A 23,419-nucleotide genomic window follows, 5' to 3' on the forward strand; every position below is an offset into this window, starting at 1 on the left:
CAGTGCGCCAGTCAGCAGTGCGCTGGTGGGCAGAGAGGCTGAGTGCGAGACGCTCGACCGGCTGCTTGCGGACGTCCGCGGCGGCGAGAGCCGGGTGCTGGTGCTGCGCGGCGAGGCCGGGATCGGCAAGTCGGCGCTGCTGGATCACCTGGTCGCGAGGGCCTCCGGGTGCCGGGTCCTGGCCGCCACAGGCGTCCAGTCGGAGATGGAACTGGCCTTCGCGGCCGTTCACCAGCTGTGCGTGCCGCTGCTGGACCTCCTGGATTCCCTGCCCGAGCCGCAGCGTGACGCGCTCGGCACGGCGTTCGGGGTGCGCGCCGGCCCTCCTCCCGACCAGTTCCTCATCAGCCTCGCCGTGCTCAACCTCCTGGCTCAGGCCGCCGACGAGCGTCCGCTCGTGTGCGTGATCGACGACGCCCAGTGGCTCGACCGCGCCTCGGCGCAGGTCCTGACCTTCGTGGCTCGCCGCCTCATGGCCGAATCCGTGGCCTGCGTCTTCGCCGTCCGTGATTCCGGCGAGGCCGACGTGTTGCCGGGCCTGCCGGTGATGGAGATCGGCGGACTGCGGGACGCCGATGCGCGGACACTCGTCAGCCGGGTGGTCCCCGGGCCACTGGACGAAGAGGTGCGTGACCGCATCCTGTACGAGTCGCGCGGGAACCCGCTCGCCCTGCTCGAACTGCCCAGGGCCGCGTCCGCAGGCGGATTCGTGGCGGCGGCGACCGGGCAGTCGCTGTCAGGCCGCCTCGAGGACGGTTTCCAGCGCCGGCTGAACGGCCTGCCGGCCGACGGGCGGATGATGCTCCTGCTGGCCGCCGCCGAACCCCTCGGCGATACGGCTCTGCTGTGGCGTGCCGCCGGCGTGCTCGGCGTCGACGCCACGGTGGTCGACGACGCCGACGAACTGATCGACTTCAGCGACCGGGTGCGTTTCCGGCATCCGCTGGTGCGCTCCGCGGTGTACAACGCGGCCGTCCCGAGGGAGCGCAGACAGGCCCACCGGGCGCTGGCGGAGGCGACCGACGCCACCACCGACCCCGACCGGCGGGCCTGGCACCGCGCCCACAGCGCCGCTCACCCTGACGAGGGCATCGCCACCGAGCTCGAACGTTCCGCCGGGCGCGCCCTGGCCCGTGGTGGTCTGGCCGCCGCGGCGGCTTTCCTTGAACGGGCGGTCGGGCTCACTCCCGATGCCCGGCGCCGGGCCGAACGCGCGCTGGACGCCGCCCGGGCCAAGCACCTGGCCGGTGCGCCCGAGTCCGCACTGGCGCTGCTGGCGGCGGCCGAGAGCGGGCCACCGGACGAACTGCGCCGGGCCAAGGTCGAATCCCTGCGCGCCGAGATCGCCCTGACCTCGAACCGCGGCACATCCGCTCCGGCGATCCTGCTCAAGGCCGCCAAGCAGCTCGAACCACTCGACGTCGACCTGTCCCGCGACACCTATCTGCAGGCGCTGCAGGTGGCGATCGGGGTCCTGCCCAGCTGGGACGGCATCACCGAGGTCGCGGCGGCCGCCCGTGAGGCGCCTCCCGCACCCGGCGTCCCCCGCGTCACGGATCTCGTCCTCGACGCCCTGTCCCTCCTCTACACGCGGGACACTCTGACAGCCGAGCCGGCCCTGCGGCGTGCCGTGGACGCGGCCATGAGCGAGGAGATCGCCCCCGGCGAACAACTCCGCTGGCTCTGGTTCCTCAACTTCTTCACCATGGCCCTGTGGGACGACGAGGCCTGCCGCGAACTGACCCGGCACTCCCTGCGCCTGGTCCGCGACTCTGGCGCCTTCGCCCTGTTGCCCTTGGTGCTCAGCATGTCCACGATGATGCGGCTTTTCGAGGGGGACCTGGCTGAGGCCGAGACCCTGAATGAGGAGGCGAAGGCGAACGCGGTCGCCGCCGACGTCTGGACCACCTCCGGAGCCATGGTCCAGAGGGGCGGCGACCTCGGCCTCGCGGCATGGCGGGGGGACGCGGAGGAGGCCGAGCAACTCGCCGAGATCATCGCGAAGGAAGGAGCGGTCCGCGGGGAGGGGAGGACGCTGGAGATCAGCCACTGGGTCCGGTCCGTCCTCTACAACGGGCTCGGCCAGTACGAGAAGGCCTTGGAAGCCGTCCTGCAGGCCAGCGTGGACCACCGGGCGCCGAGCGGCTGCGGAGTCCTCTGGGCGCCCCTCGAACTCATCGAGGCCGCCGCGCGCACCGGCCGGCACGAACTGGCGTCCCGAACGCTGGAACGGCTCTCCCTGTCCACCCGGGCGGGCGGCATGGACTGGGGTCTCGGCCTCGAGGCCCGCTGCCGGGCGCTGCTCAGCGAAGGCGAGGAGGCCGACCGCCTCCACCGCGAGGCGATCGACCGGCTCGGCCGTACCCGGATGCGCGTCGACCTCGCCCGCGCCCACCTGCTCTACGGCGAATGGCTCCGCCGCGAACGCCGCCGCGTCGAGGCCCGCGACAACCTCCGCACCGCCTTCGACCTGTTCACCGAGATCGGCATGAAGGCCTTCGCCGGCCGCGCCGCACGCGAGCTCCAGGCCACCGGGGAGACCGCCCGGAAGCGGAACGTCGAGACCACCGAGCAGCTCACCCCGCAGGAGGCGCAGATCGCCAGGCTGGCCCGCACCGGCCTGACCAACAAGGAGATCGCCGAACGCCTGTACGTCAGCCCCCGCACCGTCGAATACCACCTGCGCAAGGTCTTCACGAAACTCGGCATCACCTCACGCCACCAGCTCTGAAAGCCCCATCACGTCGCCGTGCGGCGGACGGTTCGATCAGGTCGTCCATCGCACAGTCGAGGATGTCCAGCAACGCCATCAGCGTGCGCAGGTTCAGCCGTTCCGGCTTGTCGACCACGAGCCGGTACACCTGGCTGGGCGACAGGTCGACACCGCGAGCGGCCAGCAGGGGCCGCAGCTCCGTCGTGGAGAACATGCCGTGCTCCGCCATGACCTCGCGAAGACGCCACCTGTAGTCCAGATCGGCCATTGCCCGCCGGCCCCTTCCTCTTCTGCCCACACGGAGAGGTGCGGGCGCATGCGGACAGGGTCCACGTGCCGCGCCGCGTTCGCATCCGTGATGTCCCTAGTGGGACCCGGGGACGAGGTGAGCGACCGCGTCCGTCAGATCGCGTCGAGAATGGCGGCGGCGACGGCGTCGGGCTGGGACGACGCGATCGCGTGAGAGGCACCGGCGATCTCGCGGGTCCCTCGCGAGGAGGCTCGTTCGGCCATGAACCGCAGCGCGGCGACCGGGATGTTGAGATCGCTCTCCCCGAAGACGAACCACGACGGTGTGGTGCGCCATGCGGCCTCGTTCACGCTCAGCTCGTCGGTCAGCGCCCGCTCGGTCACAGGCCGCTGGGTCGCGGCCATCAGGGCGGCCTCGCCGGCGTCCAGGTCGGCGCAGAACTGGTGATGGTACTTCTCCTCGGCGATGCGGAACTCGTTGCCACCGGAGGCGACCGGATAGGCGACCAGCGCGCCGCCCAGTGTGCTGCCTTCGAACTTGCCGGACAGGAGCAGCGCGCTCTCGCCGGGTTCCGGGGCGAAGGCGGCGACGTAGACCAGGGAACGGACGGCCGGGTTGCCGGCCGCCGCCTGGCTGATCACCATCCCGCCGTAGGAGTGGCCGACGAGGACGACCGGCCGGCCGATGCCGTTGATCACGTCGCGGACGTACGCGGCGTCGTCCGCCAGGCTGCGCAGAGGGTTCGCCACGGCGACCGCGGGGAGTCCGCGGGCGCGCAGGCGCTGGATGACGCGGTTCCAGCTCGCCGATTCGGCGAAGGCACCGTGGACGAGGACGACGACGGGCTGTTCGGTGGTGCTCATCGGTGTGCCTTTCAGGTGTGCAGGGCGGCCAGATGCGGGCCGTCGGCGAACTCCTGCGCCGCAGGCTCCAGGATGGGCGTGCTCATGGTGTCCTTTCCTTCTCCGTGGTGATCCCGTCATCGACCGGGCCGGTTGCGAGGCCCGGCTCGTCTTCGCGGAAGTTGATCTTTCGGTGGGTTCCGTCGCACAGCGGTTTGCCGGACGAGTGGCCGCAGCGGCAGAGCGTCATCCGGTTGCGGGTCTCCAGCGGCTGGCCGTCCGCGCGCAGCACCGGCACGCCGCCGGTGACCCACAGCGCGCTGGCCAGGCCGTTCTCTTCCTCGAGGACCGAGATGGCCTGCGGGAGGTCGGGCTCGATCGGGTCGCCGCCACGTTCCAGGGCGTAGCTGTACGACCCGGAGGGGCAGTGGTCGATCCGTCCCATGACGTTGGAGCGCACGTCGCTGTCGCCGGTGTCGGCGAGCATGCCGGCGATCGGCCTGGTGCGTCCGATGCAGAAGGCCGCGTGGATGCACAGCTCGCCGACCCGCTGGGCTGAGATGCCCACCCCGTCGTGGACGTGCTGCAGTTCCTTGTACGGCCGGAGGTCGGCGGACTCGGTGCCGTCGAATCCGGCGACGGCGTGCGTACCGTCGCAGAACGGCTTCGTGCCCGACCGGCCGCAGCGGCACAGCGCGTAGGTGTCCTCGGTCGCCAGGGTGTCGCCGGTCTGCCAGGTCAGGGCATTGTCCTCCGCAGAGACGATCTTGCGTTTGCGCTTGAGCGGGACCCCTCCGTACACGAGGTAGGGGCCGTCGGGGAGCACGGCGATCCGGCGCCCATCGCCGGCGCTCCACCGGCGGAGCTCGGGCGGGACGTACTCGAAGGTGGGGCCGGCCGTCGTGCCGTCTTCGTCGGGCATCCGCATGAGGGCCTGAGCTTGCGCCTTGAGCCCGTACATGGTGCCGGTGGCGACCGCGAGCAACCTCGGGCTGCCGTTGAACGCCTGCTCGAGCAGATGCAGGACGGCGCAGTAGGAGTGGTTGAACTCTTCCTGGGCCGTGCGGATCGCGCTGCCCGGAGCATGATCGGCGAGTCGCGGGTTGCGCCTCATCGGGCGGACGCCGGCGGGGTCCACGCGGATGGCCTCGCCCGTGGGCCCGGACTTCGGGGTGTCACCGCGCTGGTAGCGCCGTCCAGCCCTCAGCTCCTGGAAGCGGTAGAAGTGCGCGACCTCGTCACGACCAGGATGGTGGACGTCCCGGTCCCCGTCCCAGACCTCGCCACGGCTCAGGCCCTCGCCCTGCTCGACGATCTCCTCCAGCGCCTGCAGCGCCGACGCAAGGTCGTCGACCGCGATCAACCGGCCGGCGGTGTTCCGGAAGTGGCCGGCGTGCACCTGTCGAGCCGGATCGCCGCGGAAGACCGCCCGCTCGCCGAGCCGGTCGCACAGGTGGCGCAGTCCGTCCTCGATCGCGGCGTAGAACTGCCCGATCGTCTCGTAGCCGTCGCCCTCCGCCGGAGCGCCCGCCGGCGCCGGTCGTTCGAGCCGGAGGAACATGTCGAGTGCCTCCGCGCCGAACGGGAGCAGCGACAACTCCAGGGAGGGGTCACCGTGAGGCAGCCGCCGAGGATGCGGCGGCAACATCCGTGGCGTGTCCAGCCGCGGCCGCCCGCCGACGGCGTTGAGCAGGTTCGCGGCCAGCGCCAGGTGGATCATCTCTTCGACGAAGACACCGGCCACCACCTCAACGGCTTCGGGATTGCGTTCCGGAACGAGCGAATAGAGCGCGCACAGGTACGGCGGCAGGGTCGCGTGCTCCAGCTCGACCGCCCACTGCAGGTGCTCCCGGAGATCGTCGACCGTGGCGATCCGCGCCGGCGCGGCGGGCCCCTGGGCATGCTGCTGCTGAGCTGGGTGATTCATTGGTGTCTCACTTCGACTTTCGAAGAGGGCGCTGTTCGCCGGCGCCGCTCGCCAGCCAGTCGGCGTACTTGATCTCGCCGAGAATCGCGCCATCGCCCGGCACGAGGTTGCGCTCCTGCAGCTCGGCTCCGAAATAGTGCGCGTGCGGGTCGGTGACCACCTCGCGCGGGTCACCCCAGGCCGTCAGGGCGTCGCGGAAGAACTCGTCCATCCGGAACCGCTCGGGGCCGGCGATCTCGACCGGCCCGTTCAGCGGCGACCCCACCGCGGTCCTGCCGACCACCTGGGCGACCTCGTCGCCCGCGATGGGCTGGAACAGCACCGGAGGCATCCGCACCGTGTCGCCGTCCGTGGCTCCGTCGGCGATCCTCCGGGCGAACTCGAAGAACTGCGTCGCGTGCACGATCGAGAACGGGATCGACGAGTCCTTGATCAGCCTCTCCTGAGCGATCTTCGCCCGGAAGTAGCCGATGTCGGGCCGCCCCTCGGTCCCCACCACCGACAGCGCGACGTGGTGGTTCACCCCGGCCGCCTTCCCCGCGGCCAGCAGATTGCGCGTGGAGGTCTCGAAGAAGTCCAGCACCGCCGCGTCCTCGAAGGACGGGGAGTTGGACACGTCGATCACCACGGACGCGCCGGCCAGGACCTCGGCCAGTCCTTCCCCGGTGAGCGTGTTGACCCCGGTGTTTGGCGCCGCCGCCACCGCCTCGTGGCCGTGCTCGCCGAGCCCGGTCACGAGCTTCGACCCGATCAGGCCGGTACCGCCGATAACCACGATCTTCATGACAGGCCTTCCTGTTCGCCGGGGCATCGGTGGCCGCCCGGTCGCCAGCTAAGACCGGACACCCCTCAACTCTGTGACAGCCCCGACGAAAGCGGCCTGGAAAACCCTTTGTCCCCAACCAGCCCGATGAGCTTCCATGGAGTCACCGATGGGGAATGGTGCAACGGCAGCACACCGCGCTCTGGACGCGGCGATTCAGGTTCGAATCCTGGTTCCTCAGCGATGGCCCTTTAGCTCAGGCGGAAGAGCGCTTGGTCGAAGCCCAGGAGGCCGAGGTTCGATTCCTCGAGGGGCCACTCCGCCTTCGTAGCTCAGCAGGCCAGAGCACCCCTCTCGTAAAGGGGAGGCCGCCGGTTCGACCCCGGCCGAAGGCTCCAGAACCCCCGCGCGGCTGTCCGCGTGTACCAGCGGAGTTGCTCTGGAAGGTCTCCGGGAGGCGCTCCGCGTCGCCATCGGCCCTACCGCGACGGAGTATCGGTCGTGTGGGGAGGGGGCCAAGGTCCCTACGGTTCGGGGACGTTCGCCTGGTGATCGGTGAGTGGGCGGCATGGAGGCTGGAGGCACAGCCCCGGTGAGCCGCAGGACGCCGGACGACTCAGGGACGGAACGTGACTGAACCGATCATTGTCGGCGCCGACGGTTCGCGGCATGCCGATCGCGCGGTCGAGTGGGCCGCGGACGAGGCCGCTCGCCGCAACCGTTCTTTGCACATCGTGCACACCGTGGCGCGCAGGCCGTATGACATCCCGCTGTATCCGCCGCGGGACGAGCGTGAGGCGGAGGCTCGGGCGGGACAGCAGGTCATCGACGCTGCGGAGAAACTCGCCGGTGCCAGGCAGCCCGGTGTGCACGTGACCTCCGAAGTGGTCGCTGCCGGGACCGTGCCGGTGCTGTGTGATCGTTCCGCGCGGGCGTTCGAGACCGTGGTCGGGCACCGCGGGCTGGGTGGTTTCGCGAGCCTCCTGCTCGGCTCGGTCGGGCTGCGGATGGCCGAACGGGCGGCTGGGCCGGTGGTGATCGTCCGCGGTGAGACCGGCCGTTCGGAGGTCGCGGTCGGCATTGGTGATGCCGGCGACTCAGCGGCCCTGGAGTACGCGTTCGAGGCGGCCTCGCTGCGGGGAGCCAGGCTCCGGGTCGTTCGTGCCTACCAGATTCCCGACCGGCTGCAACGGAGCGGTGAGCCCATCAGTCTGCGCGAGCTGGAGGAAAGCGTGCGGTGGCAGGTCATCGAGGCTCACGCTCCATGGCGCAGGCGCTTTCCCGACGTCGACGTCGTCGAGGAGATCATCCGGGACCATCCGGTGGCGGCGTTGGCGGAGGTCTCACGGCAGGTGGGTCTCCTCGTCGTCGGCAGTCACGCCGGCCTGCACGCCCCTCGGCTCGGCTCCGTGAGCCACGGCATCGTGCATCACAGCCACTGCCCCGTCGCCGTCGCCCGCGCGCCGCGTTCAACCGACCGCTGACCCGAGAGGAACCAGATCACATGACCGCCCCGATCGTCGTCGGCACCGACGGCTCAACCTGCGCCGACCGCGCCGTCGAATGGGCCTGCGACGAGGCCGCGCTCCGCGACAGGCCCCTGCACATCGTGCACGCTGTCGAGCCCGCGCCCTACAGCTATCCCTTGCTCGTCGCGCCCGAGATGGGCAAGTCCCTGGCGGAGGCCGGGCAGAGAATCCTCACTGCGGCGGAGAAGACGGCCAATGCCCGGCAGGCGGGCATTGCCGTGACCACCGAACTGGTCGCGAACACCACGGGCCCCGCACTGGTCGACCAATCCGCGCGAGCGTTCGAACTCGTCCTCGGCCACCGTGGCTTGGGCGGCTTCAAGAGCCTGCTGCTCGGCTCAGTGGGGTTGTGGATGGCCGGCCACGCGGATGGACCGGTCGTGGTCGTACGGGGTGACGCGGTACCGGAGGCCGGCGAGATCGTTGTTGGTCTCGGCTTCGCCGAGGATCCAGCGGAGGTGCTCGGCTATGCGTTCGAGGTCGCGTCTCTGCGCGGAGCGACCCTCCGCATCGTGCACGCCTGGCAGGAGCCAGCCATCCTCGTGGCCACCGGCTACTCGCTCGACTTCGACAAGGTGGCTGAAGAGGTTCGTGAACGGTCGGCACGAGCCCAGGCGCCCTGGCGCGAGCGATACCCCGACGTCCAAGTGATCGAAGACATCGTCCAGGGGCATCCGGTTACGGCCCTGTGCGAGGCGTCCCGCCGTGCCGCCCTGGTCGTGGTCGGCACCCATGATCACAAGTGGTTCGAAGTGCCTCGGCTCGGATCGGTGAGCCACGGTGTCCTCCACCACGCCCACTGCCCAGTCGCCGTAGCCCGCAGCCACGAGCAGGCCTGACTCGCCGGGGGAACAGGATCTCAGCGCCATGTCCGCCGCCCTTGGGCGGCTCCCTGATGCATGACCCCGGTGGGCTCGTCTCCAATCAGTGCGGACGGTGCTGGGAGAGGCGCGATCGGGACCAGGCAATCGGACATGGTGTGCCGTACGGGGCGCACAGTGGAACGTGTGGAGGGTGGCGCCGCCGTAGGTGGTCCTCCGTCTGTCGGTCAGGTAAGGGCGGCGGAGTGGTCGGGGACGTAGGTGTGCATGTCGCGCGGTGAGCGTCCGTAGCCTCGCGGTGGCGGGCGGTCCGGGAAGCGGATCGGCTCGTGTTCGACGGCCTGGTAGGGGATGGCGGACAGGAGGTGGGCGATCATGTTGATCCGCGCCCGTCGCTTGTCCTCGCTCTCGACGACGTGCCACGGCGCCTCGGGAATGTCAGTGTGCAGCATCATTTCGTCCCTAGCGCGGGAGTAGTCCTCCCCGGTGGTGATCGACTCAAGGTCGATCTCTGAGAAGCCCAAAATGACCCTCCGTGCAGGCAGAGCAGTATCCCTCGGCCGGTGGGACCTTCGGCCCTAGGGCAGTCAGCGCGGCGGAACGAGCCTGAGAGGGACCGTCATGGAGCTACCGCGGTTCCAGCCGGGACGCTTGAGGAGCTGAGAGGACACGTCCGAACCGATCGTTGTCGGCATCGACGGCTCTCCCGCGGCCGACAAGGCCGTGGAATGGGCCGCGGACGAGGCGGCCCGCTTGCGGCGGCTGTTGCCCATCGTCCATGCGGTGGATTGCTAGCAATACACCCCCACCGATGTTCCGGCCGCCCGCCACTGTCGAGGTGCTGACCGGTGCGGCGAACACGATGCTCGCCGCAGCCGAGGACCTGGCGCGTGACCGACGACGCGAGATCGAGATCGCAAGCGAGGTACTGAAGCCGCTCTACTGGCAGCTGGACCCGGCCGCCGTCGAAGGCTTCCTCACCCAGCGGTGCCGCCGAGTCAGCGGCGCCATGGTCGACACCACCACCGGCCGCGCAGTCACCGCGATTTGCCCGGTGCATCTGCTCGGCCACCCCGCGCCTGGTTGATCAGGTAGCGGGCGCGTTCGGCGGTGCGCGGGTCGTCGGTGACGATCGCGCCGCTGCTGGTGGTGATGAGCTTGTTGGCATTGAAGCTGAACGCCGTCCTCGGCTATGGATTGTGCGAGCTCGCAAGGCCACAACACAAGGTTTAGGGCGCGGGGCTGATCAAGGAATTCGACGGCGTCGGCGCTGACCTGCCCTCTGGGCGTCAGGCAGCAGTGCAGGCGCGGGATGGAATCGGTGCGGCCCCAGCCGTCATATGTCTCTTCGTAGCGGCGGCCGATCGCCTCGATCGCCTCGATCGCCTTGGGCCATCGAGCGGGAGACGGGAGCCGACGACGAACGGGCGGCAGTGTCGGGGTGGTGCGGACGATCCAGACCAGGTCCAGCTGGGTCTGGTCGGTGGTTCCGGCGACCTGTGCGCCACCGCAGACGCATGGTCGCAGACCCCGTTGACAGCCTGAGTCGTAATGGCCTTAGCGCTGTTCATGCTCAGAGGCCGCTTCGACAGGGCGTCTTGGCCTTCGCAACCGCGCCGGGCTGCTTTCGGCTCTCGGGCATCTGTCGCCTTCGCAGGCCATATGACGGGTCGAGTGTCGCCCGTTTCGCCATCGCGGAGGGCGAGGCTTGCAAACCTTTGCCCGATCCGAGGACTGGAGTCCTGGTCATGGACCAGCGATGTGACCGTCGGGGTGAGCCGTGGTAGCTGAGGTTTCAACGCCTCTGCGAGTCGTTCGCTATCCGCGAGGGCATCGACGACCGTTCTGCCACTCCCGTCCACGGCCGGGCCCTCGATTACGATCGAGGGCGAGCGCCTGGTTGTGGGCGGAGGCGGTGACGATGGGCCATTGGTTTATCGCCGGGGATCGACGTGAGGAGTATACGGTCGAGCCGGCGCCGGAGCGCTGGCGCGAACTGCGGGTGGTGAACCTCAGGTGCGCGGTCGAGTCGCCGCACGGATTCGGGACGCTGATGCGTGACGTGCCGCCAGCCCCCTTTCAGGCCACTGGGTGCCGGCTTACCGCGTGGCTCCGTCCCGTCGATGTGGCCAGTTGGGCTGGCCTTTGGGCCCGAGTGGATGGCCCGCAAGAAGACCCCGCCAGTCGGCCGCCCATGTTGGCGTTCGACAACATGGGCGATCGTCCAGTACGTGGTACCGCCGACTGGCAACGTTACGAGGTCGTGCTCGATGTGCCGCGCGCGGCGGTGAACGTGGCCTACGGCGTCTTGCTGGTCGGAGCTGGCGTTGTCAGTATCGCCGGGATCCGGCTGACACCTGCGCCATCCGGCCTGCGGCGAACCGGCGGCCCTCTGCCCAACTCTGCACCCTGACCAGCACATCACTGCGCGCTGCGGCGCAGGACGAAGACCTCGCCCTCGCACACGATCGCGAGCGCCCCAGCTGCAGACAGGGCAAGCCCCGAACAGTCGGCTGGCAACCAGATGGTTACGACTGGCTGTCGGCGAGCGAGATCCCAGAATTGAACCCGCCCGAGCCGGTCGCCCGTCACGGCTACCGGTCCGCCGGGCAGACCGGCGAATGACAGGTGTGTGATCGGGCTGTCGTGCGGGTCTGGCAGTTCGGCGATACAGATGTAATGGTCTGGATCCCACAATCGCACGACGCCGTCCGCGTCTCCGCTGACCAACCACCGCTGGCCATCGATGGAACCACCGGCTATCACGTTCACCCACTCCGAGCCGGGCATGGCCACGACCTCGCCGGACAGATCCCAGACCCGCATGCCGGCGTTCCCGTCGGCCGTCGCCAGTCGGGGACCGCGATCGACGTCCAGCAGTGTGAGAGCCTGCACCCCATTGTCGTGCGGTCCCATCGGCACGCCTTCTGCCCCGCTCGCGACGTCCCAACTGCGAACGGTACCCTGACCGTCGGCGACGAAAGCCAGCAACCCGGCGCTGGTGTCCGCGACGGTGACCGCAGTGACCGGCTTGGCGACCGGGCCGAGCCGACGCGGTTCGGCGGTCAGGTCGTCGCACCAGAGCCACCCCGATCCGTCGGCCGAGCCGCCTAGAATCACGCTGCCTTGCTGGGCCATGGTTGCCGCGAGATGGGTGATCGCGCCGGTGGCGCCGGGGATTCTGTACCGGCCTTCGTGGGTGTTCCCGGACCAGGCAGTGAGCGATCCGTCGACATGGCCGGTCACAAGGAGGGACTCGCTGGCGGAGGCGGCCCAGGCCACCATCTGCACGCCCGGATCGGCCGCGCTGTTCTCGCCCTCCCTTGGGTGCTGCAGGTTCCAAGTGCGCAGGACACCGTCCTGGTTAACGGTGACTGCGGCGAGCATGTCGTCCATCAGGTAACAGGTCAGCGCGTATGCGGTCTCGTCGGGCCGGGCCTGGATCAGGTGGCTGGATCCAGAGCGCAGATCCCACACCCGCAGCCCCTGGTTGCGGATGGCGATCACGGCAAAGGCTCGGGTGTCGTCGTAGCACACCCCATCTTGGTGACCTCGCTGCTGAGGTCATCGATCGACGCCTGCACGGCTCGCGCGCCGGGTTGCCACAGCCGGGCGACACCGTCGAGGTGGACTGTCAGCAGCAGGCGCCGGCCGTCCACCTCCGCGGTGGCAACTAGGCCGATGTCGTGACGACCATCGCACAGCGCTCCGAGCAGCTCGCCCGATTGCAGGTCCCACGCCTGCACGGTGAGGTCCGTGTCGATGACCGCGATGGCCTCACGGCCATCGGCCTCCAGGCATGCCATCGGCGACAACCGGCTGCTGGTGGCGATGGTGGCGATGATGGTGCCGTGGTTGAGGTCCCACGCCACCACGACACCGTCCTCATCCTTGGTAATCCCGACCTGCGTTCCAAACGCCGTCGTCGTGCATACCGCGTTGACGGCCGTCTCGTGTCCTGGCCACGCGGCGCCGGGCGCCCCTGAGATCAGGTCCCACAGCTGTACCGCACCGTCCAGACCACCGGCCAGCGCGACTGGCCGACCCTCTACGATGGCAGTTGCGAACGCGGGAACGCCGGGGCTCTGCAGATCGCCCAGCGAGTCCAGCTCTTCTCCACTGGTGAGGTCCCACATCCGCAAGGAGGCGCTGTTGCTGCTGGTCAGCAACTTCTGTCGGTCCAACACCTCGACGCATTGCAGGTGCACGGCGGCTGGCTCGACCCCGAGCACCGCCCGGTAGCCGTGATCCTGGGTCACCATGGCACGCTCGACCTGCCACGGCAGGTCCCGGTTGAGGGCGGCCAGCAGATCGGACGCCCCCTGCCGGGCGGCCTCGAAAGCCAGGCAAGTGCGTCGGGGGGCAGCGGCGTCGTCTGGGTGCCGCACCGCCACCGCCTGGAAAACCATGGCGATCGTTTGGCCAGCGGTGGTCGTTACCTGGTTAAGAGCAGCCAGTAGTGATGTGAGGTCGGCATGGCATAGAAAGCCGACGTCCGCGATCAGATCGTCGATCTCCTGGGCCGCCGCCGCGTGAGTGGCGAGGTGCGCTAGGACGTATGGATGGGCGTTGGCCCAGTCCAGACGGCCGGTGTCGGGTTGCGAAGGGACTGTGGCGATCAAGGCTTTCGTGATCCGGCGCTGGGCCTCACGTTCGCGCCGCGGCTCCCGCAGCGCCCGGGAAAGTTCGTCGTGGGAGAGCCGGAACCGGGTGGTCCCGTCGGCGATCGTCACCTCGTCGATGTAGGCACCGGCGTGGTTCAGCAGCCATTGAACGTCCTCGTCCACGCATCGCCGACCCGACAGAGCCGTCGCCAGCGGCGACCACACGTGGTCCCACGGCAATCCCGATCCAAGCGCGTAGGCCAAGGGTGTCAGCAGCCGGCGAACCAGCGGCTCACGGTCGCCGAACCGTCCCAACCATGAGCGGAATGCGGCGGCCGCCTCGGTCGGCAGGTTTCGCACCCAGCCCTCACGGCTGGGGTCCACGTCCAGTTGGCCCCCGTTGACCGCCTCCACGATCATCCGTGCGACCAGGAATGACGCACCGGCCCGGTGGGCAATGCCGTTCACCAGGACCGCGCGAACTGTCCGGTCACCCCGGTCGGCGAGTATCCCGGCGACGTACCGTCGGATGTCCTCCGGGTCGGCGTAGGTGCCTCGATCCAACTCGACGGGGTGGAATACATGCCGGCTCAACCCGGCCAAAGTTTCGCGGCGGCCGCCGACCAGTAGCCGTAGCCCAGGTGTCAAGGAAAGCGGCCGCAGCAGCTCTTCGGAGATCCGGAGATGTTCCTCGTTGTCTTCGGCGACACCGCTCTCGTCCAGCGCATCGATCATGATAGTGGCCGAGACTGTCCGTCGACTGAGCTCGAAAAGGAGCGTGGGCACCGAGACCGCGGACAGGCCCAACCCGTCGGCGATTCGAGTGACCAGGTCGTCGAGGGTCAGTCGCCGGGCATGAATGGCCAGTGTGATCGAGCCAGCCAGCTCATCAGCGCCGGGTTGCGGCACGGGACCGGGAGAGCAGGTGGCCAAGCAAAGCCGATTTTCCGGAACCGGGCGCCCCAGTCACCACGACCGACCGCCAAGTATGCCCGGCCGACGTGAGCCACTCGGTCAACTCTGAGATGGCCCGCTGTCGTCCGACGAAGTAGGAACCCCGCTCTGTTGGATACTCAACGCCGCGCGCACGCGGCGCGAAGTGGCCGCTCCAGTCCAGCTCCGCAGCGGCAGCGGCGTCGATACCTGCGCTTCCCGTGCGGGCAGCGAACCGATCGGCCGATTGCCGTTTAGTCCAGGATGGCGGGTAGGGGTGGGCGGTGGCCGGATTGGCCGCCTTCCACAGCGCGTCGGCCCGGTCCAGCAGAACCTGGCGGCCGTGCTCGTCCTTGGGAATGCAGGCGGTGACGACCAGCCGTACGAATTCGAAGTCGGGGCGCTCCCGGCCAGAAAGCAGCCGGGAGATCACGTCCCTGGAGTAGGGAATCTGCGGGTTCATCTCGAGCTTGCGCAAGGTCAGCCCGGCTGCGTCGATTTGCTCTCGCAGCCACTGTGCGAGTTCACGGACCTCCAACAGATCGCCTTGGAGATCGCCCCACCGGCGTCCGGCCTTGCGCCCCGGTGCCATACCTTCAGCCACCGTCCGCCCTTCTACCGTCTGCCTCCCGCCGCGTGGCAGCCAGGCGCCCCCCGCCCCGGCCAGGTGCTCGCCCACAGACAGGTTGTCGCACGCCAACTCGCGACGTCCTCAATACCGCCACAGCGACCTGCGCTAAGCCCGAAAGCGGCTCGAAGACAATCAGGCGTGACCTGACATTCGAGTCATGACGACTCCGAAGAAGAGGCCTGCCTCCCATCCCCGAACAAGCCGTCCACTCCACGATAAAACGCCCGCGTCCATCGTAGGAATCACCATCCGTTACTGCAGAAGGACGCTGCAGGATCGAGTCCGCCAGGGCCTTCAGAACGGCAAGGTCGGCGTCTCACTGCTGGCGCGGACGGCGCGGCGGATGAGATTGCGGACGGGCTGGATGGACGCCACCCGCATGCGGGGTGCGGTCGTCGCCGGACTGGTCGCCGCTGCCCTGTACGCCATCCTGAGCGAGGCGCTGCGTCACCTGCTCGGATGACCGACGTGGACCATGGCGTCGCCGCGCCCGGTCCACCGTCGCGAGGATTCTGGCAAGCATAAGTAGGCACTCTCGGCCGCTGTCGGTTCGTATATCCCCGCGCGCAATCCCGACACAAGGTCGGGAAGGGGCCAAGGAAGGCCTCGGTCCGCGATGACTGGTGACGCTCAGTCGGATAGTTCGTCGGCGTCGCGCAACAGGTGGATGCCACCTTCGCCCAGGTTGGGAAGGGCGAAGTTGTACTTGCCGGCTACGTTAATGTGCACGCGGACGAACGGTGCACACCTGTGCGCCGGGGCTCCCGACATCACTGGCCCTAGCCTGGTCCAGGTGTGTCAGTGCCTGGGCGGTGAAGCTGCCGACGTGGTGGTCGGTGTCGTCCTGGCCGCGTTCAAGATGTGGGCGCAGTGTGTCTCGTTCGGCCGGCGTCAGCTCTCGTTCCTGGACCTCGTGGAGGAAGCTCAGCGCCGCGCCCAGGCGCACGTCCGGGTAGGCGTCGTTGAGAAACCTCAGCCGGCCGGTGAAGTCCATGTCGCCGAATCGCTCGGCGAGATGCAGAGCGGTGGAGCGCACCCGGCCCTCAGGGTCTTCGAGCAGTGCCGGCAGCAGGAGGCGCACCTGCGGAATGTGTCACAGGGCGTTGTGGTAGGTGTTGGCGTTCTCTGCGTCGCGGCTGAGCATGCGCGTCAACCGCTCGGCCGACCGGCGCGCCAGCTCGCGCACTGCGGGGTCGTCGGCGGGAGGTGGTACCGGCTGCCCGGGAACGCGTTCGGCCCGCCACCGCTCCAGTCTGCCAGGCAGGTCACCGTCGAACCGTTCAAAGAAGGCGCCCAGCCCGCCGACCGCACCCAGGCGTAGCGGCTCGTCCGGAGCATCCAACAGTCCGAACAGGTACTCGGCCTCAGCGACACCGCCGGCGGCGCCCAGCCCTCGGACGGCCGCAGCACGCACCTCGCCCCGCTGCGACCCGGGCGCCCCGACGAACCGCCGCAGCAGGTCAACAGCGCCTGTACGACCCGCGGCTCGGGATCCCACAGCCGGCGCCAGGCCGCCTCGAGCGCCTCGGGCCCGGCGCTGACACCCATTCCCGGAATGCCGGCTGTTGGACCGGCCAGCATGTCCAGCGCCCGCCGGCGCACGTCGCCCGTCGCGGTACGCACCAGATCGGCGAACACGGCGTCGGCCTCGGGCAACACCCGCAACAGAGACCCGGCCGCCCCCCACACCAGCGGGTCGTCACCGACGAACAGCGGGACCAGGGACTCGGCCGGCACCTCTTCGCCCTACCTGCCAAGCCCCAGAGCCGCAGCCGCGCGTACCTGCGGCACCGGGTCGGCGGTCAGGGCGACCAGCTCGGTGACATGCCCGGGAGCCTCACTTAGACCCTTGGCCGCGGCCGCCCGGCGCGCAGGCTCGGGCGAGCCGAGCTCACGCAAGAAGAATGCAACCTGGTGACCAGCGATCATGACCATTCTCCCCGTGATCGGTCCTGCCGCTGAGACGATCCAGGTGAGCCGCCGGTTGACACAACAGCCGGGACACCTGATCCACCGATCCTTTTGCGCAGTGGTTCGGTGAGGCCGACCCAACGCGTGGATCGCTGTTGAGTTGCGGGTCGGCTGCGGCAGGTGGAGAAGTGGCGGCGGGCCTGGCGTGAGGGCGGGGTGGAGGCGCTGCGGTCCAAGCGCCCGCATAGGCGGACGCGGCTGGACGATGCGGCTTTCGCGCGGTTGGAGGCCGAGCTCAATTGCGGCCCGGCCGCGCACGGCTATGGCGGTGACCAGCGGTGGACGCTGGGCCGGGTGACCGCGCTGATCCGGCGACTGTTCGGGATCGACTACTCCCTGCCCGGGGTGTCGCTGCTGCTGCGCCGCAACGGCTGGTCGGTGCAGGTGGCCGGGCGCCGCGCCACCGAACGTGACGATCACGCCGTGCAGGTGTGGAAAAGAGCAGGTGTGGCCGCAGGTGGAAGGACCGCGGCGGACCTGGGCGCCTGGATCTGTTTCCTCGATGAGACCGGTGAGGGGCGCAGACCGCCCAAAGGAGGCTCCTGGAGTCGGCGGGGACACCGGCCGCAGGTGAGGGTGCACGGCGGCGACCACGGCGGGCGGGTCTCGGTCGCCGGGATGGTCTGCTACCTGGCCAGCGGTCCCGGCTGATCTACCGGCTGCGCCGGTACCGCCGCCGCCCAGGCGAACGCGCCGCCTTCACCCTTGCCGAGTACACGAGCATGCTGCAGGCCGCCCACCAGCAACTGCCCGGCGAAAAGATCGTGCTGATCTGGGACAACCTGAGCATCCACCACTCGACGGCGATGCGCGCATTCATCGACGCCCACGCCGACTGGCTCACGGTGTTCCACCTGCCGCCCTACGCCCCAGAACTCAATGCCACCGAGGGTGGCCTGTGCTGAAACGCTCCATGACCAACTTCCTGGCCACCGACCTGGACCACCTGACCGGCATGATCAAGCACCGCCTCAAAGTGATCCAATGCCACCCCGACGTGATCGATGGCTGCCTGACCACCACAGGCCTCACCATCACCCACACCCGCCATCACCCATTAACCCTGGTTAGCGTGGCTGGCAGGACGTTTGGCCGCGCCCGGGACGGCTTTGCGGTCTTTCCTCAGGGCAGAGGTGGCGAGGGATCCGATGCCGGAGGGGTGGGCGGCCCGAACGGGCGTTTACGGCGCTGTGGGTAACGCAGTGGCGATGTCCCTCAGTCTCCCCACGCGACCACGTCTCATCGATGCTGCTGCGCCGGCGGGTGTCGACATCCGCCTGCTTAATCCCACCCCGCGACGAGGGCGATCCCGAGGAGGGCTCCGTACAAGCCCCCTGCTCCCATCAGCGCCATCGGAACAAGCAGAAGAAGGGATGCCCACCAGGGCATGCGCCTCATCAGCCAGTTCTCAGGGCTCAGCGCACGGAAAGCGCGGAGCAGCGGAATCAACCATCCGGCGAAGAGCAAAAGAGCGCCCAGTCCGATGAGTGTTGCCCCGTACAAGAGGTCCACGATCGGCAAGGTATCCACCGCGTTCATCAGCCACAAGAGCCCAGCCATTCACGGGATCCGCGCCAAAGCCCAGCTGCCGAGCCACACGCGGCGAAGGTCGTTGCCTCCGGTGAAGGTTGTTGCCTCCGGCGGGGGTCTCCGACTCCGGAAAGGGGTCGCTCTTGGCGAGGCTATTGGTAGCTGGGGGTGGAAGCCTGATCTTCCCGTCTGCGGCGATCACCGGGTGGCCGCAAACCGCCCGGGGGTGGGCTGGCCGACGTCCAACGTGCCTGCAACCGGGTGATCAACAGCGCTCGGGGCGCCGCGAACGTGCCATCGGCTGGGTGATCCTTGATGCTGGAGGCGCGTACGCCTGGGCGAATTCCCGGAACGTCTATGCACCGTCATCGGAATACGGGTGTGAGGGCCGCCCACTTCTGAATGGCGCTCTTAAGTGGATCGGTACAGCTTCAGGATTTCGCACGGCAACCTAGGATGAAATAGTCGCGCCTATCGACCAGTCGCCGATATATCGCTTGGCCATGACTCTTCAGCTGATTTCGCTCGGGTACCTGCACCTGAGCCCGGGACAGAATCCCGCCGTCAGCGGACCACGTCGTGGACCTGCGGAACAGCTCGCCGACCCGACCACTTGAACAACGGGGGCGCCGGGCCAACGGTGAAAGCCAGACAGATTCACGGGTCAATGGCCGTCGAGCTGTGGGGCACGTTCTTGCTCTGGTGGTGTGCGGTCGACGAGATGGCCGTTCTTCCAGATGGCGGTGATGGCGCGTAGATCGGTGATGTCGGTGGTGGGGTCGCCGTCCACCAGCAGGAGGTCGGCACGCAAGCCAGGAGCGATGCGGCCCCGGTCGGCCAGTCCGAAGGCGCGAGCCGGCGCCGCGGTCGCCGCGACCAGCGCCTCTCGGGGATCCAGGCCCGCCCGGACCAGATGGCTGAGTTCGATCATCATGCTCACGCCGTTGGCGTTCGCGCGGATCGGCGTGTCCGTACCGGCCAGGATCGGCACCCCTGCCGCATGCAGCTCGCGCACGTTGGCCGACCCGATCTTCAGGAAGTCGGGCCGGCCGGGCCGGTCGGGTGGCTGCTGTTGGAGCAGGTGGCGTTGCGTCGCGCTGAGCCAAGGAGTGATCCGGGCGTCGGCCAAGAGTTCCTTGGCGCCGGTTCCCCAGTCGACGACCGAGAGGGTCGGCACGACGAAGGCCGCGCTGCGGCGGATGGCGGCGATGTCTTCTGGGCCGCCTTCGGTGTCCCAGAAGACGTGCACCAGGCCGTCGGCGCCAGACCGCACGGCGGTCAGCGCCAGCTGGAGTTTTTCGGCGTGGACCACCGCACGACGGCGGTGCCGGTGAGCGGCGGTGATCACACTGCGGACCTGGCCGGTCGTCAACGTGGGCAATGACGGGCGGGGCGGCGGCCCGCCGTCTTCGAAGATCACTTTGATGAAGTCCGAACCCTCGGCGACCCGGTCAGCGACGAACCGTTCGATGTCGGTGTCAGCCACCACCCGGGGAAAATCCCAGTCCGGCCGCAGAGGATGCCCGCCCGGCACGGTCACGCCGATGCCCGCCGACCACAGATCCGCCTGGTCGACCTTGGCAGCCGACCGGCGCTGGCGACGCGCGGCCGGCAGCGCCGACGGGTCGTTGAACATGTCGAGTTCTGTGGTGACCCCGAACCGCAACGCGTCCGCCCGGCTGCCCTCGAACGAATGGACATGGCAATCGATCAAGCCCGGCAGCAGGGTACGGCCCCCTCCGTCGACCACCTGGTGACGCGATGACCGGGACAACCCGCCGACTTCGGTGATCAACCCACCGGTGACCATGACGCTTCCGCGTTCCATCACCCGATGGCCGTCAAAGATCCGAACATCGCGGACGACGAAGGATCCGCCCGTCGCCGCGCCCGCCAGGGCGGGTGACGCAGCGGCCGCCACGGCCAAACCCGGGACCAGCGACAGGACACGACGGCGCGACGTATAGCGATTCATGATCCTGACGGTACGAAGAGAGAACTCTCGGGATAACCGTCTTTCGTCGTTGCCGGACCGACCAAAGGCTTCAGCGCGCACACCATTCGTCACGCTTTGGCCAGCACCGGACTGCCCTTCGAGCAGCTCGACCGGAACGAGTCGGCGCCACTGCCGTGGACCGGGACAAGACCCAACGGCGACATGTGCGGCAACGGTCTGCGGACAACGTTCGGGATCTTGGTGCCCGGACTCATCGACACGACCTTGCGGGCAGAGCGGATGGTTCCCAAGCCATCAACAGGTGCGGTCCCATCTCACCGACAAAGCCAGTCGGTTCTCGCTCGCATCGCGACAGTACGGGCGGTAACGGGGCTGTGCCGGTTAGGAGCCGGATCCGGTGTCGGGCTACTTCGCCTGGCGGAGCCGGCCGACCTCCCAGAGGGCGCTGCGGCATGCGTGGCTGACCGAGCGGATCCGGAAGATCCACGCCGCCTCCCGCGGCACCTACGGGGCCCCGCGCGTGCACGCCGAGCTGACCCTGGGCAGTGGCTTGATGGTGTGGCACGGCACGGTGGAGATGCTGATGCGACGCCTAGCCAGATCATCGCGATCGATCTGGCTGACAGTCGTCTGGAGGCAGCCAAGCAGTTCGGGGCGTCGGTGACCGTTAACAACGGTCGCCAGGACCCGCTGGCCGTGGTCCGAGAGCTGACCGGTGGGCTCGGCGCCGACACCACCATCGAAGCCGTCGGTGTGCCGGACACGTTCGAGCTCGCAGTCGCCCTCGCTCGTCGTCGAAGTTGAAGTGGTGGGGCACGAACTTGCCGGCATCGATCTGATGGCCCGCGATCAGCCGCAGCAGGGTGTAGGTGGAGAAGGTGTCCACCAGGCCGGTGGTGATGGTGATGTCGCGAATCCACTGGTCTTCGAGGTGGAACGTGGCTGGGCGGCCGTGGACGCCGATGTTGGCGATCCGGCCGCCGGGGCGTGGACGGCGGGGTGAGTGTTGAGCCGGCCTGCATCTCGGCGGGCTGACCCGTGTGACAACCACGCGTGCTGGAACCCCTGACCAGGTGCTGCGCGTCCGAGGGGGAGGAGGTGGTTGATCATCGAAGGGCGGCTGTCCCGTGTCGCGGCCAAGATCGAGGCGGTGGGCCTGCGGTTGAACGATCCGGTGCCGCCGTCCGCCGTCGTGGCCTTCGAAGAGCGCAACGGCATCCGATTGCCCGATGACTACCGCGCGTTCATCACCACCCTCGGGAACGGTGGCCCGGGTCCGTACAAAGGCCTTGAGCCACTCGACACCGGCGTCACCAGCCACCAGTTCGCGGGGGAATTCCCTTATCACCCCGAAAACCTGAGCGAGCCTTTCGAGGCGACCTACTGGAGTTACTGGAACGATTTCTGCGGCACGCTCATGCTCAACCGGCAAGAGCGCATCGAGTGGGACTACCACGAGGACGCCGAGCCCCGCACGCTGCTGGTCGTGAGCGGCCCTGGCCGCGGCCGCATGGTGATGGTCGACTGGGAACGCGAATACTTCGGGCCCATCTACCACCCGGCCCCTGACTTTCTCGCCTGGTACGAGGAGTGGCTCGATCACCCCGCCGAGAGCCGGGTGCGGCGTCGGCGGGAGTGCGACTTCGACCGGCCCGGCTGGGGCAGCCGGACGGTCCGTGACCACCCTGACGTGGAGGAGGCGGTCTGGGCGGCCCGCATGATCCGGGCCCCGCTACAACCGTTGGGGCTGGCCTGAGCTGAGCGAGCCGCATTGCGCGGAACTCGCCGAAGCCGCGGCCGGTTCACCGTCGCCGCGTGTGCGTGCCGCCGCGCTCTGGGCGCTGTGCGGCGCCCGCCGCGAGGTCGGCGCGTTCGTCCTGCCGATGCTGGGAGACGCCGAGCCCGGCGTCCGGCTGCTCGCGATGAGGGCGGTGAGGGACAGTGCAGGGGATCTCGGAGCCGATCGCGTCCGTGATGCGCTGCGCCCGATGCTCAGCGATCCGGATCCCGTCGTGCGGGTGATGGCCATCTATCACCTGGCCACCCATGGGGAGTGGACGGCCGGTGTCCTGGACGATCTGATCCGCCATGGCGAGGCCCGCGTCCGGATTGCGGCAGTCGGGGTTCTGTCCTCCCTGGGCCACCACCTGTCCGGCGAACGGATGCGTCCACTGCTCGCCGCCGCCCGTCCGCTGCTCGGCGATGCCGACCCGGCCGTCCGGGCCGCCGCCGTGGGTGCGTTCGGCTCGCTCGGCACGCCCTGGTCACGGGCCATGATCGCCGCCGCGGCCACCGATCCGGACTTCCGCGTACGCCGCAAGGCCACCTACCACGCGTTGCACTTCGCGGACACCGCCACGCCGGCCCCTCTCCTCAGCGTTCTGCTCGAAGACGACGACATCGCGATCCGCTATGAGACGCTGAGTCTTCTCGCCTCGCGCCGCTCGCCCCTGCTCTCGGCGAGGCTCGCGCACGCCCGGCTGGCCGAGGCCGACCCGAGCATCCGCCGCATGGCATTGGCCGCGCTCGTGAAAGCCGGCTCGCCGCCTCCCGAGCCTGAGTGGCCGCCTCTGCTCACCGATCCCGACCCGGAGTTGCGCAGGCGCGCCGCGTACCTGGCCAGGGACGTCCATCGGGCTCCGGGAGGTCCGCTGCACGACAGCCTGCACGACCTCCTGCGCGACCCGGTGCGTGATGTCCGCGGCAACTCGGCGCGGAGCCTCGAAGAGACCTGCGACGACGCCTGCCTCCCCGCCCTGGAGACCGCACACGAGAACGAGGACGACCGGGTCAACCGCTATGTCCTCAGCAAGATCATTTCGCGTCTGCGCTCGCGTCCGTGAGTCCGTCGGTGCGCACGTGCCGGCGTCCCGCAGGGCCGCGATCGAGTGATCACTGGGCCTGTGACCTGCGCTTTCCCGCGGGCATCCGTAAAATGAGAACCACCC

At 68.9% G+C, this 23,419-nt stretch carries 26 protein-coding genes, 3 tRNA genes and 1 pseudogene; 17 read left to right on the forward strand and 13 right to left on the reverse strand.

The window, feature by feature from the left end; translation table 11 throughout:
- Window positions 1-25: 25 nt before the first annotated feature.
- On the forward strand, window positions 26-2,731 hold the full coding sequence (locus tag F8566_RS02675; protein ID WP_264159279.1) for a helix-turn-helix transcriptional regulator: 2,706 nt from the start codon (window positions 26-28) through the stop codon (window positions 2,729-2,731).
- On the opposite strand, the gene F8566_RS02680 is transcribed toward F8566_RS02675, so the two are convergent.
- From F8566_RS02680 to F8566_RS02695, 4 genes are all read right to left on the reverse strand, one after another.
- Complete coding sequence (locus F8566_RS02680) at window positions 2,709-2,981, reverse strand: helix-turn-helix domain-containing protein (protein ID WP_151557548.1); 273 nt, start codon at window positions 2,979-2,981, stop codon at window positions 2,709-2,711. The two genes, F8566_RS02675 and F8566_RS02680, sit on opposite strands and share 23 nt — an antisense overlap.
- 134 nt (window positions 2,982-3,115) lie before the next feature.
- The gene (locus tag F8566_RS02685; protein ID WP_151557550.1) at window positions 3,116-3,826 is read right to left on the reverse strand and encodes an alpha/beta fold hydrolase; all 711 of its coding nucleotides are present in this window, start codon (window positions 3,824-3,826) and stop codon (window positions 3,116-3,118) included.
- Window positions 3,827-3,908: 82 nt separating this feature from the next.
- A complete protein-coding gene (locus F8566_RS02690) occupies window positions 3,909-5,732 on the reverse strand; it encodes a ferritin-like domain-containing protein (protein ID WP_151557552.1) in 1,824 nt (607 codons plus the stop codon).
- A gap of 7 nt (window positions 5,733-5,739) precedes the next feature.
- The gene (locus F8566_RS02695) at window positions 5,740-6,516 is read right to left on the reverse strand and encodes an SDR family oxidoreductase (RefSeq protein WP_151557554.1); all 777 of its coding nucleotides are present in this window, start codon (window positions 6,514-6,516) and stop codon (window positions 5,740-5,742) included.
- Window positions 6,517-6,665: 149 nt separating this feature from the next.
- Between F8566_RS02695 and F8566_RS02700 the strand changes: the two genes are divergently transcribed.
- The 5 genes from F8566_RS02700 to F8566_RS02720 all read left to right on the forward strand — a co-directional run bounded on the left by F8566_RS02700 (window position 6,666) and on the right by F8566_RS02720 (window position 8,863).
- Window positions 6,666-6,736 (forward strand) — tRNA-Gln (locus F8566_RS02700).
- Window positions 6,737-6,740: 4 nt separating this feature from the next.
- Window positions 6,741-6,812: transfer RNA gene (locus tag F8566_RS02705), tRNA-Phe, on the forward strand.
- A 4-nt stretch (window positions 6,813-6,816) separates the two neighbouring features.
- Window positions 6,817-6,893 (forward strand) — tRNA-Thr (locus F8566_RS02710).
- 231 nt (window positions 6,894-7,124) lie between these two features.
- Window positions 7,125-7,979 carry a universal stress protein gene (locus F8566_RS02715; RefSeq protein ID WP_151557556.1) on the forward strand — a complete coding sequence of 285 codons (855 nt, stop codon included), beginning with the start codon at window positions 7,125-7,127 and terminating at the stop codon, window positions 7,977-7,979.
- A 20-nt stretch (window positions 7,980-7,999) separates the two neighbouring features.
- Window positions 8,000-8,863 (forward strand): universal stress protein, encoded by an 864-nt coding sequence (locus F8566_RS02720; RefSeq protein WP_151557558.1) that lies wholly within the window; start codon window positions 8,000-8,002, stop codon window positions 8,861-8,863.
- 209 nt (window positions 8,864-9,072) lie between these two features.
- Here the strand turns inward: F8566_RS02720 and F8566_RS02725 are convergent, their stop codons facing one another.
- Entirely contained in the window at window positions 9,073-9,369 is a 297-nt protein-coding gene (locus F8566_RS02725) for a polyphosphate kinase 2 family protein (protein WP_225992791.1), read from the reverse strand.
- A 199-nt stretch (window positions 9,370-9,568) separates the two neighbouring features.
- Here F8566_RS02725 and F8566_RS52805 point away from each other — a divergent pair, with 199 nt between their 5' ends.
- Together F8566_RS52805 and F8566_RS02735 are read left to right on the forward strand one after the other, a co-directional pair.
- A complete protein-coding gene (locus F8566_RS52805; RefSeq protein WP_404800258.1) occupies window positions 9,569-9,640 on the forward strand; it encodes a hypothetical protein in 72 nt (23 codons plus the stop codon).
- A 16-nt stretch (window positions 9,641-9,656) separates the two neighbouring features.
- A complete protein-coding gene (locus tag F8566_RS02735; RefSeq protein WP_151557562.1) occupies window positions 9,657-9,932 on the forward strand; it encodes a hypothetical protein in 276 nt (91 codons plus the stop codon).
- Here F8566_RS02735 and F8566_RS52810 read toward each other — a convergent pair.
- Window positions 9,883-9,999 (reverse strand): hypothetical protein, encoded by a 117-nt coding sequence (locus F8566_RS52810; RefSeq protein ID WP_151557959.1) that lies wholly within the window; start codon window positions 9,997-9,999, stop codon window positions 9,883-9,885. The genes F8566_RS02735 and F8566_RS52810 overlap by 50 nt on opposite strands.
- A gap of 1,040 nt (window positions 10,000-11,039) precedes the next feature.
- On the opposite strand from F8566_RS52810, the gene F8566_RS02745 reads away from it, so the two are divergent.
- Window positions 11,040-11,258, forward strand: a complete 219-nt coding sequence (locus F8566_RS02745; RefSeq protein ID WP_151557564.1) for a hypothetical protein — start codon at window positions 11,040-11,042, stop codon at window positions 11,256-11,258.
- Window positions 11,259-11,266: 8 nt separating this feature from the next.
- On the opposite strand, the gene F8566_RS02750 is transcribed toward F8566_RS02745, so the two are convergent.
- The 6 genes from F8566_RS02750 to F8566_RS02775 form a co-directional block, all read right to left on the reverse strand.
- Window positions 11,267-12,382, reverse strand: coding sequence for a WD40 repeat domain-containing protein (locus tag F8566_RS02750; protein WP_151557566.1), 1,116 nt, complete (start codon window positions 12,380-12,382; stop codon window positions 11,267-11,269).
- Entirely contained in the window at window positions 12,349-14,358 is a 2,010-nt protein-coding gene (locus tag F8566_RS02755; protein WP_151557568.1) for a WD40 repeat domain-containing protein, read from the reverse strand. Before F8566_RS02755 ends, F8566_RS02750 begins: the two co-directional genes overlap by 34 nt.
- Window positions 14,339-14,986, reverse strand: coding sequence for an ATP-binding protein (locus tag F8566_RS02760; RefSeq protein WP_151557570.1), 648 nt, complete (start codon window positions 14,984-14,986; stop codon window positions 14,339-14,341). Before F8566_RS02760 ends, F8566_RS02755 begins: the two co-directional genes overlap by 20 nt.
- A gap of 745 nt (window positions 14,987-15,731) precedes the next feature.
- Window positions 15,732-16,094, reverse strand: coding sequence for a hypothetical protein (locus F8566_RS02765; RefSeq protein ID WP_151557572.1), 363 nt, complete (start codon window positions 16,092-16,094; stop codon window positions 15,732-15,734).
- 12 nt (window positions 16,095-16,106) lie between these two features.
- Complete coding sequence (locus F8566_RS02770) at window positions 16,107-16,511, reverse strand: hypothetical protein (RefSeq protein ID WP_151557574.1); 405 nt, start codon at window positions 16,509-16,511, stop codon at window positions 16,107-16,109.
- A gap of 248 nt (window positions 16,512-16,759) precedes the next feature.
- Window positions 16,760-16,942, reverse strand: a complete 183-nt coding sequence (locus F8566_RS02775; protein WP_151557575.1) for a hypothetical protein — start codon at window positions 16,940-16,942, stop codon at window positions 16,760-16,762.
- 162 nt (window positions 16,943-17,104) lie between these two features.
- Between F8566_RS02775 and F8566_RS02780 the strand changes: the two genes are divergently transcribed.
- From F8566_RS02780 to F8566_RS50825, 3 genes are all read left to right on the forward strand, one after another.
- A complete protein-coding gene (locus tag F8566_RS02780; RefSeq protein WP_225992792.1) occupies window positions 17,105-17,635 on the forward strand; it encodes a winged helix-turn-helix domain-containing protein in 531 nt (176 codons plus the stop codon).
- 71 nt (window positions 17,636-17,706) lie between these two features.
- Window positions 17,707-17,889 (forward strand): transposase, encoded by a 183-nt coding sequence (locus F8566_RS50820; RefSeq protein ID WP_225992793.1) that lies wholly within the window; start codon window positions 17,707-17,709, stop codon window positions 17,887-17,889.
- Between the two features lie 8 nt (window positions 17,890-17,897).
- On the forward strand, window positions 17,898-18,182 hold the full coding sequence (locus F8566_RS50825; RefSeq protein WP_225992794.1) for a hypothetical protein: 285 nt from the start codon (window positions 17,898-17,900) through the stop codon (window positions 18,180-18,182).
- 996 nt (window positions 18,183-19,178) lie between these two features.
- Here the strand turns inward: F8566_RS50825 and F8566_RS02790 are convergent.
- Entirely contained in the window at window positions 19,179-20,489 is a 1,311-nt protein-coding gene (locus F8566_RS02790) for an amidohydrolase family protein (protein WP_151557577.1), read from the reverse strand.
- A gap of 382 nt (window positions 20,490-20,871) precedes the next feature.
- Here F8566_RS02790 and F8566_RS50830 point away from each other — a divergent pair.
- The 5 genes and pseudogenes from F8566_RS50830 to F8566_RS02810 all read left to right on the forward strand — a co-directional run.
- Window positions 20,872-21,063 (forward strand): annotated as a pseudogene (locus F8566_RS50830) (IS3 family transposase); the annotation flags it as partial.
- Window positions 21,030-21,275 (forward strand): zinc-binding dehydrogenase, encoded by a 246-nt coding sequence (locus F8566_RS50835; protein ID WP_225992795.1) that lies wholly within the window; start codon window positions 21,030-21,032, stop codon window positions 21,273-21,275. The pseudogene F8566_RS50830 and the gene F8566_RS50835, both read left to right, overlap by 34 nt.
- A gap of 4 nt (window positions 21,276-21,279) precedes the next feature.
- Window positions 21,280-21,474 carry a hypothetical protein gene (locus F8566_RS49620; protein ID WP_192809479.1) on the forward strand — a complete coding sequence of 65 codons (195 nt, stop codon included), beginning with the start codon at window positions 21,280-21,282 and terminating at the stop codon, window positions 21,472-21,474.
- Between the two features lie 99 nt (window positions 21,475-21,573).
- Complete coding sequence (locus F8566_RS02805) at window positions 21,574-22,227, forward strand: SMI1/KNR4 family protein (protein ID WP_151557580.1); 654 nt, start codon at window positions 21,574-21,576, stop codon at window positions 22,225-22,227.
- Window position 22,228: 1 nt separating this feature from the next.
- Window positions 22,229-23,314: a HEAT repeat domain-containing protein gene (locus F8566_RS02810; protein WP_404800259.1), complete on the forward strand. Its 1,086-nt coding sequence runs from the start codon at window positions 22,229-22,231 to the stop codon at window positions 23,312-23,314.
- Window positions 23,315-23,419 lie beyond the last annotated feature (105 nt).

The organism is Actinomadura rudentiformis, assembly GCF_008923185.1.
Lineage (GTDB): Bacteria > Actinomycetota > Actinomycetes > Streptosporangiales > Streptosporangiaceae > Spirillospora > Spirillospora rudentiformis.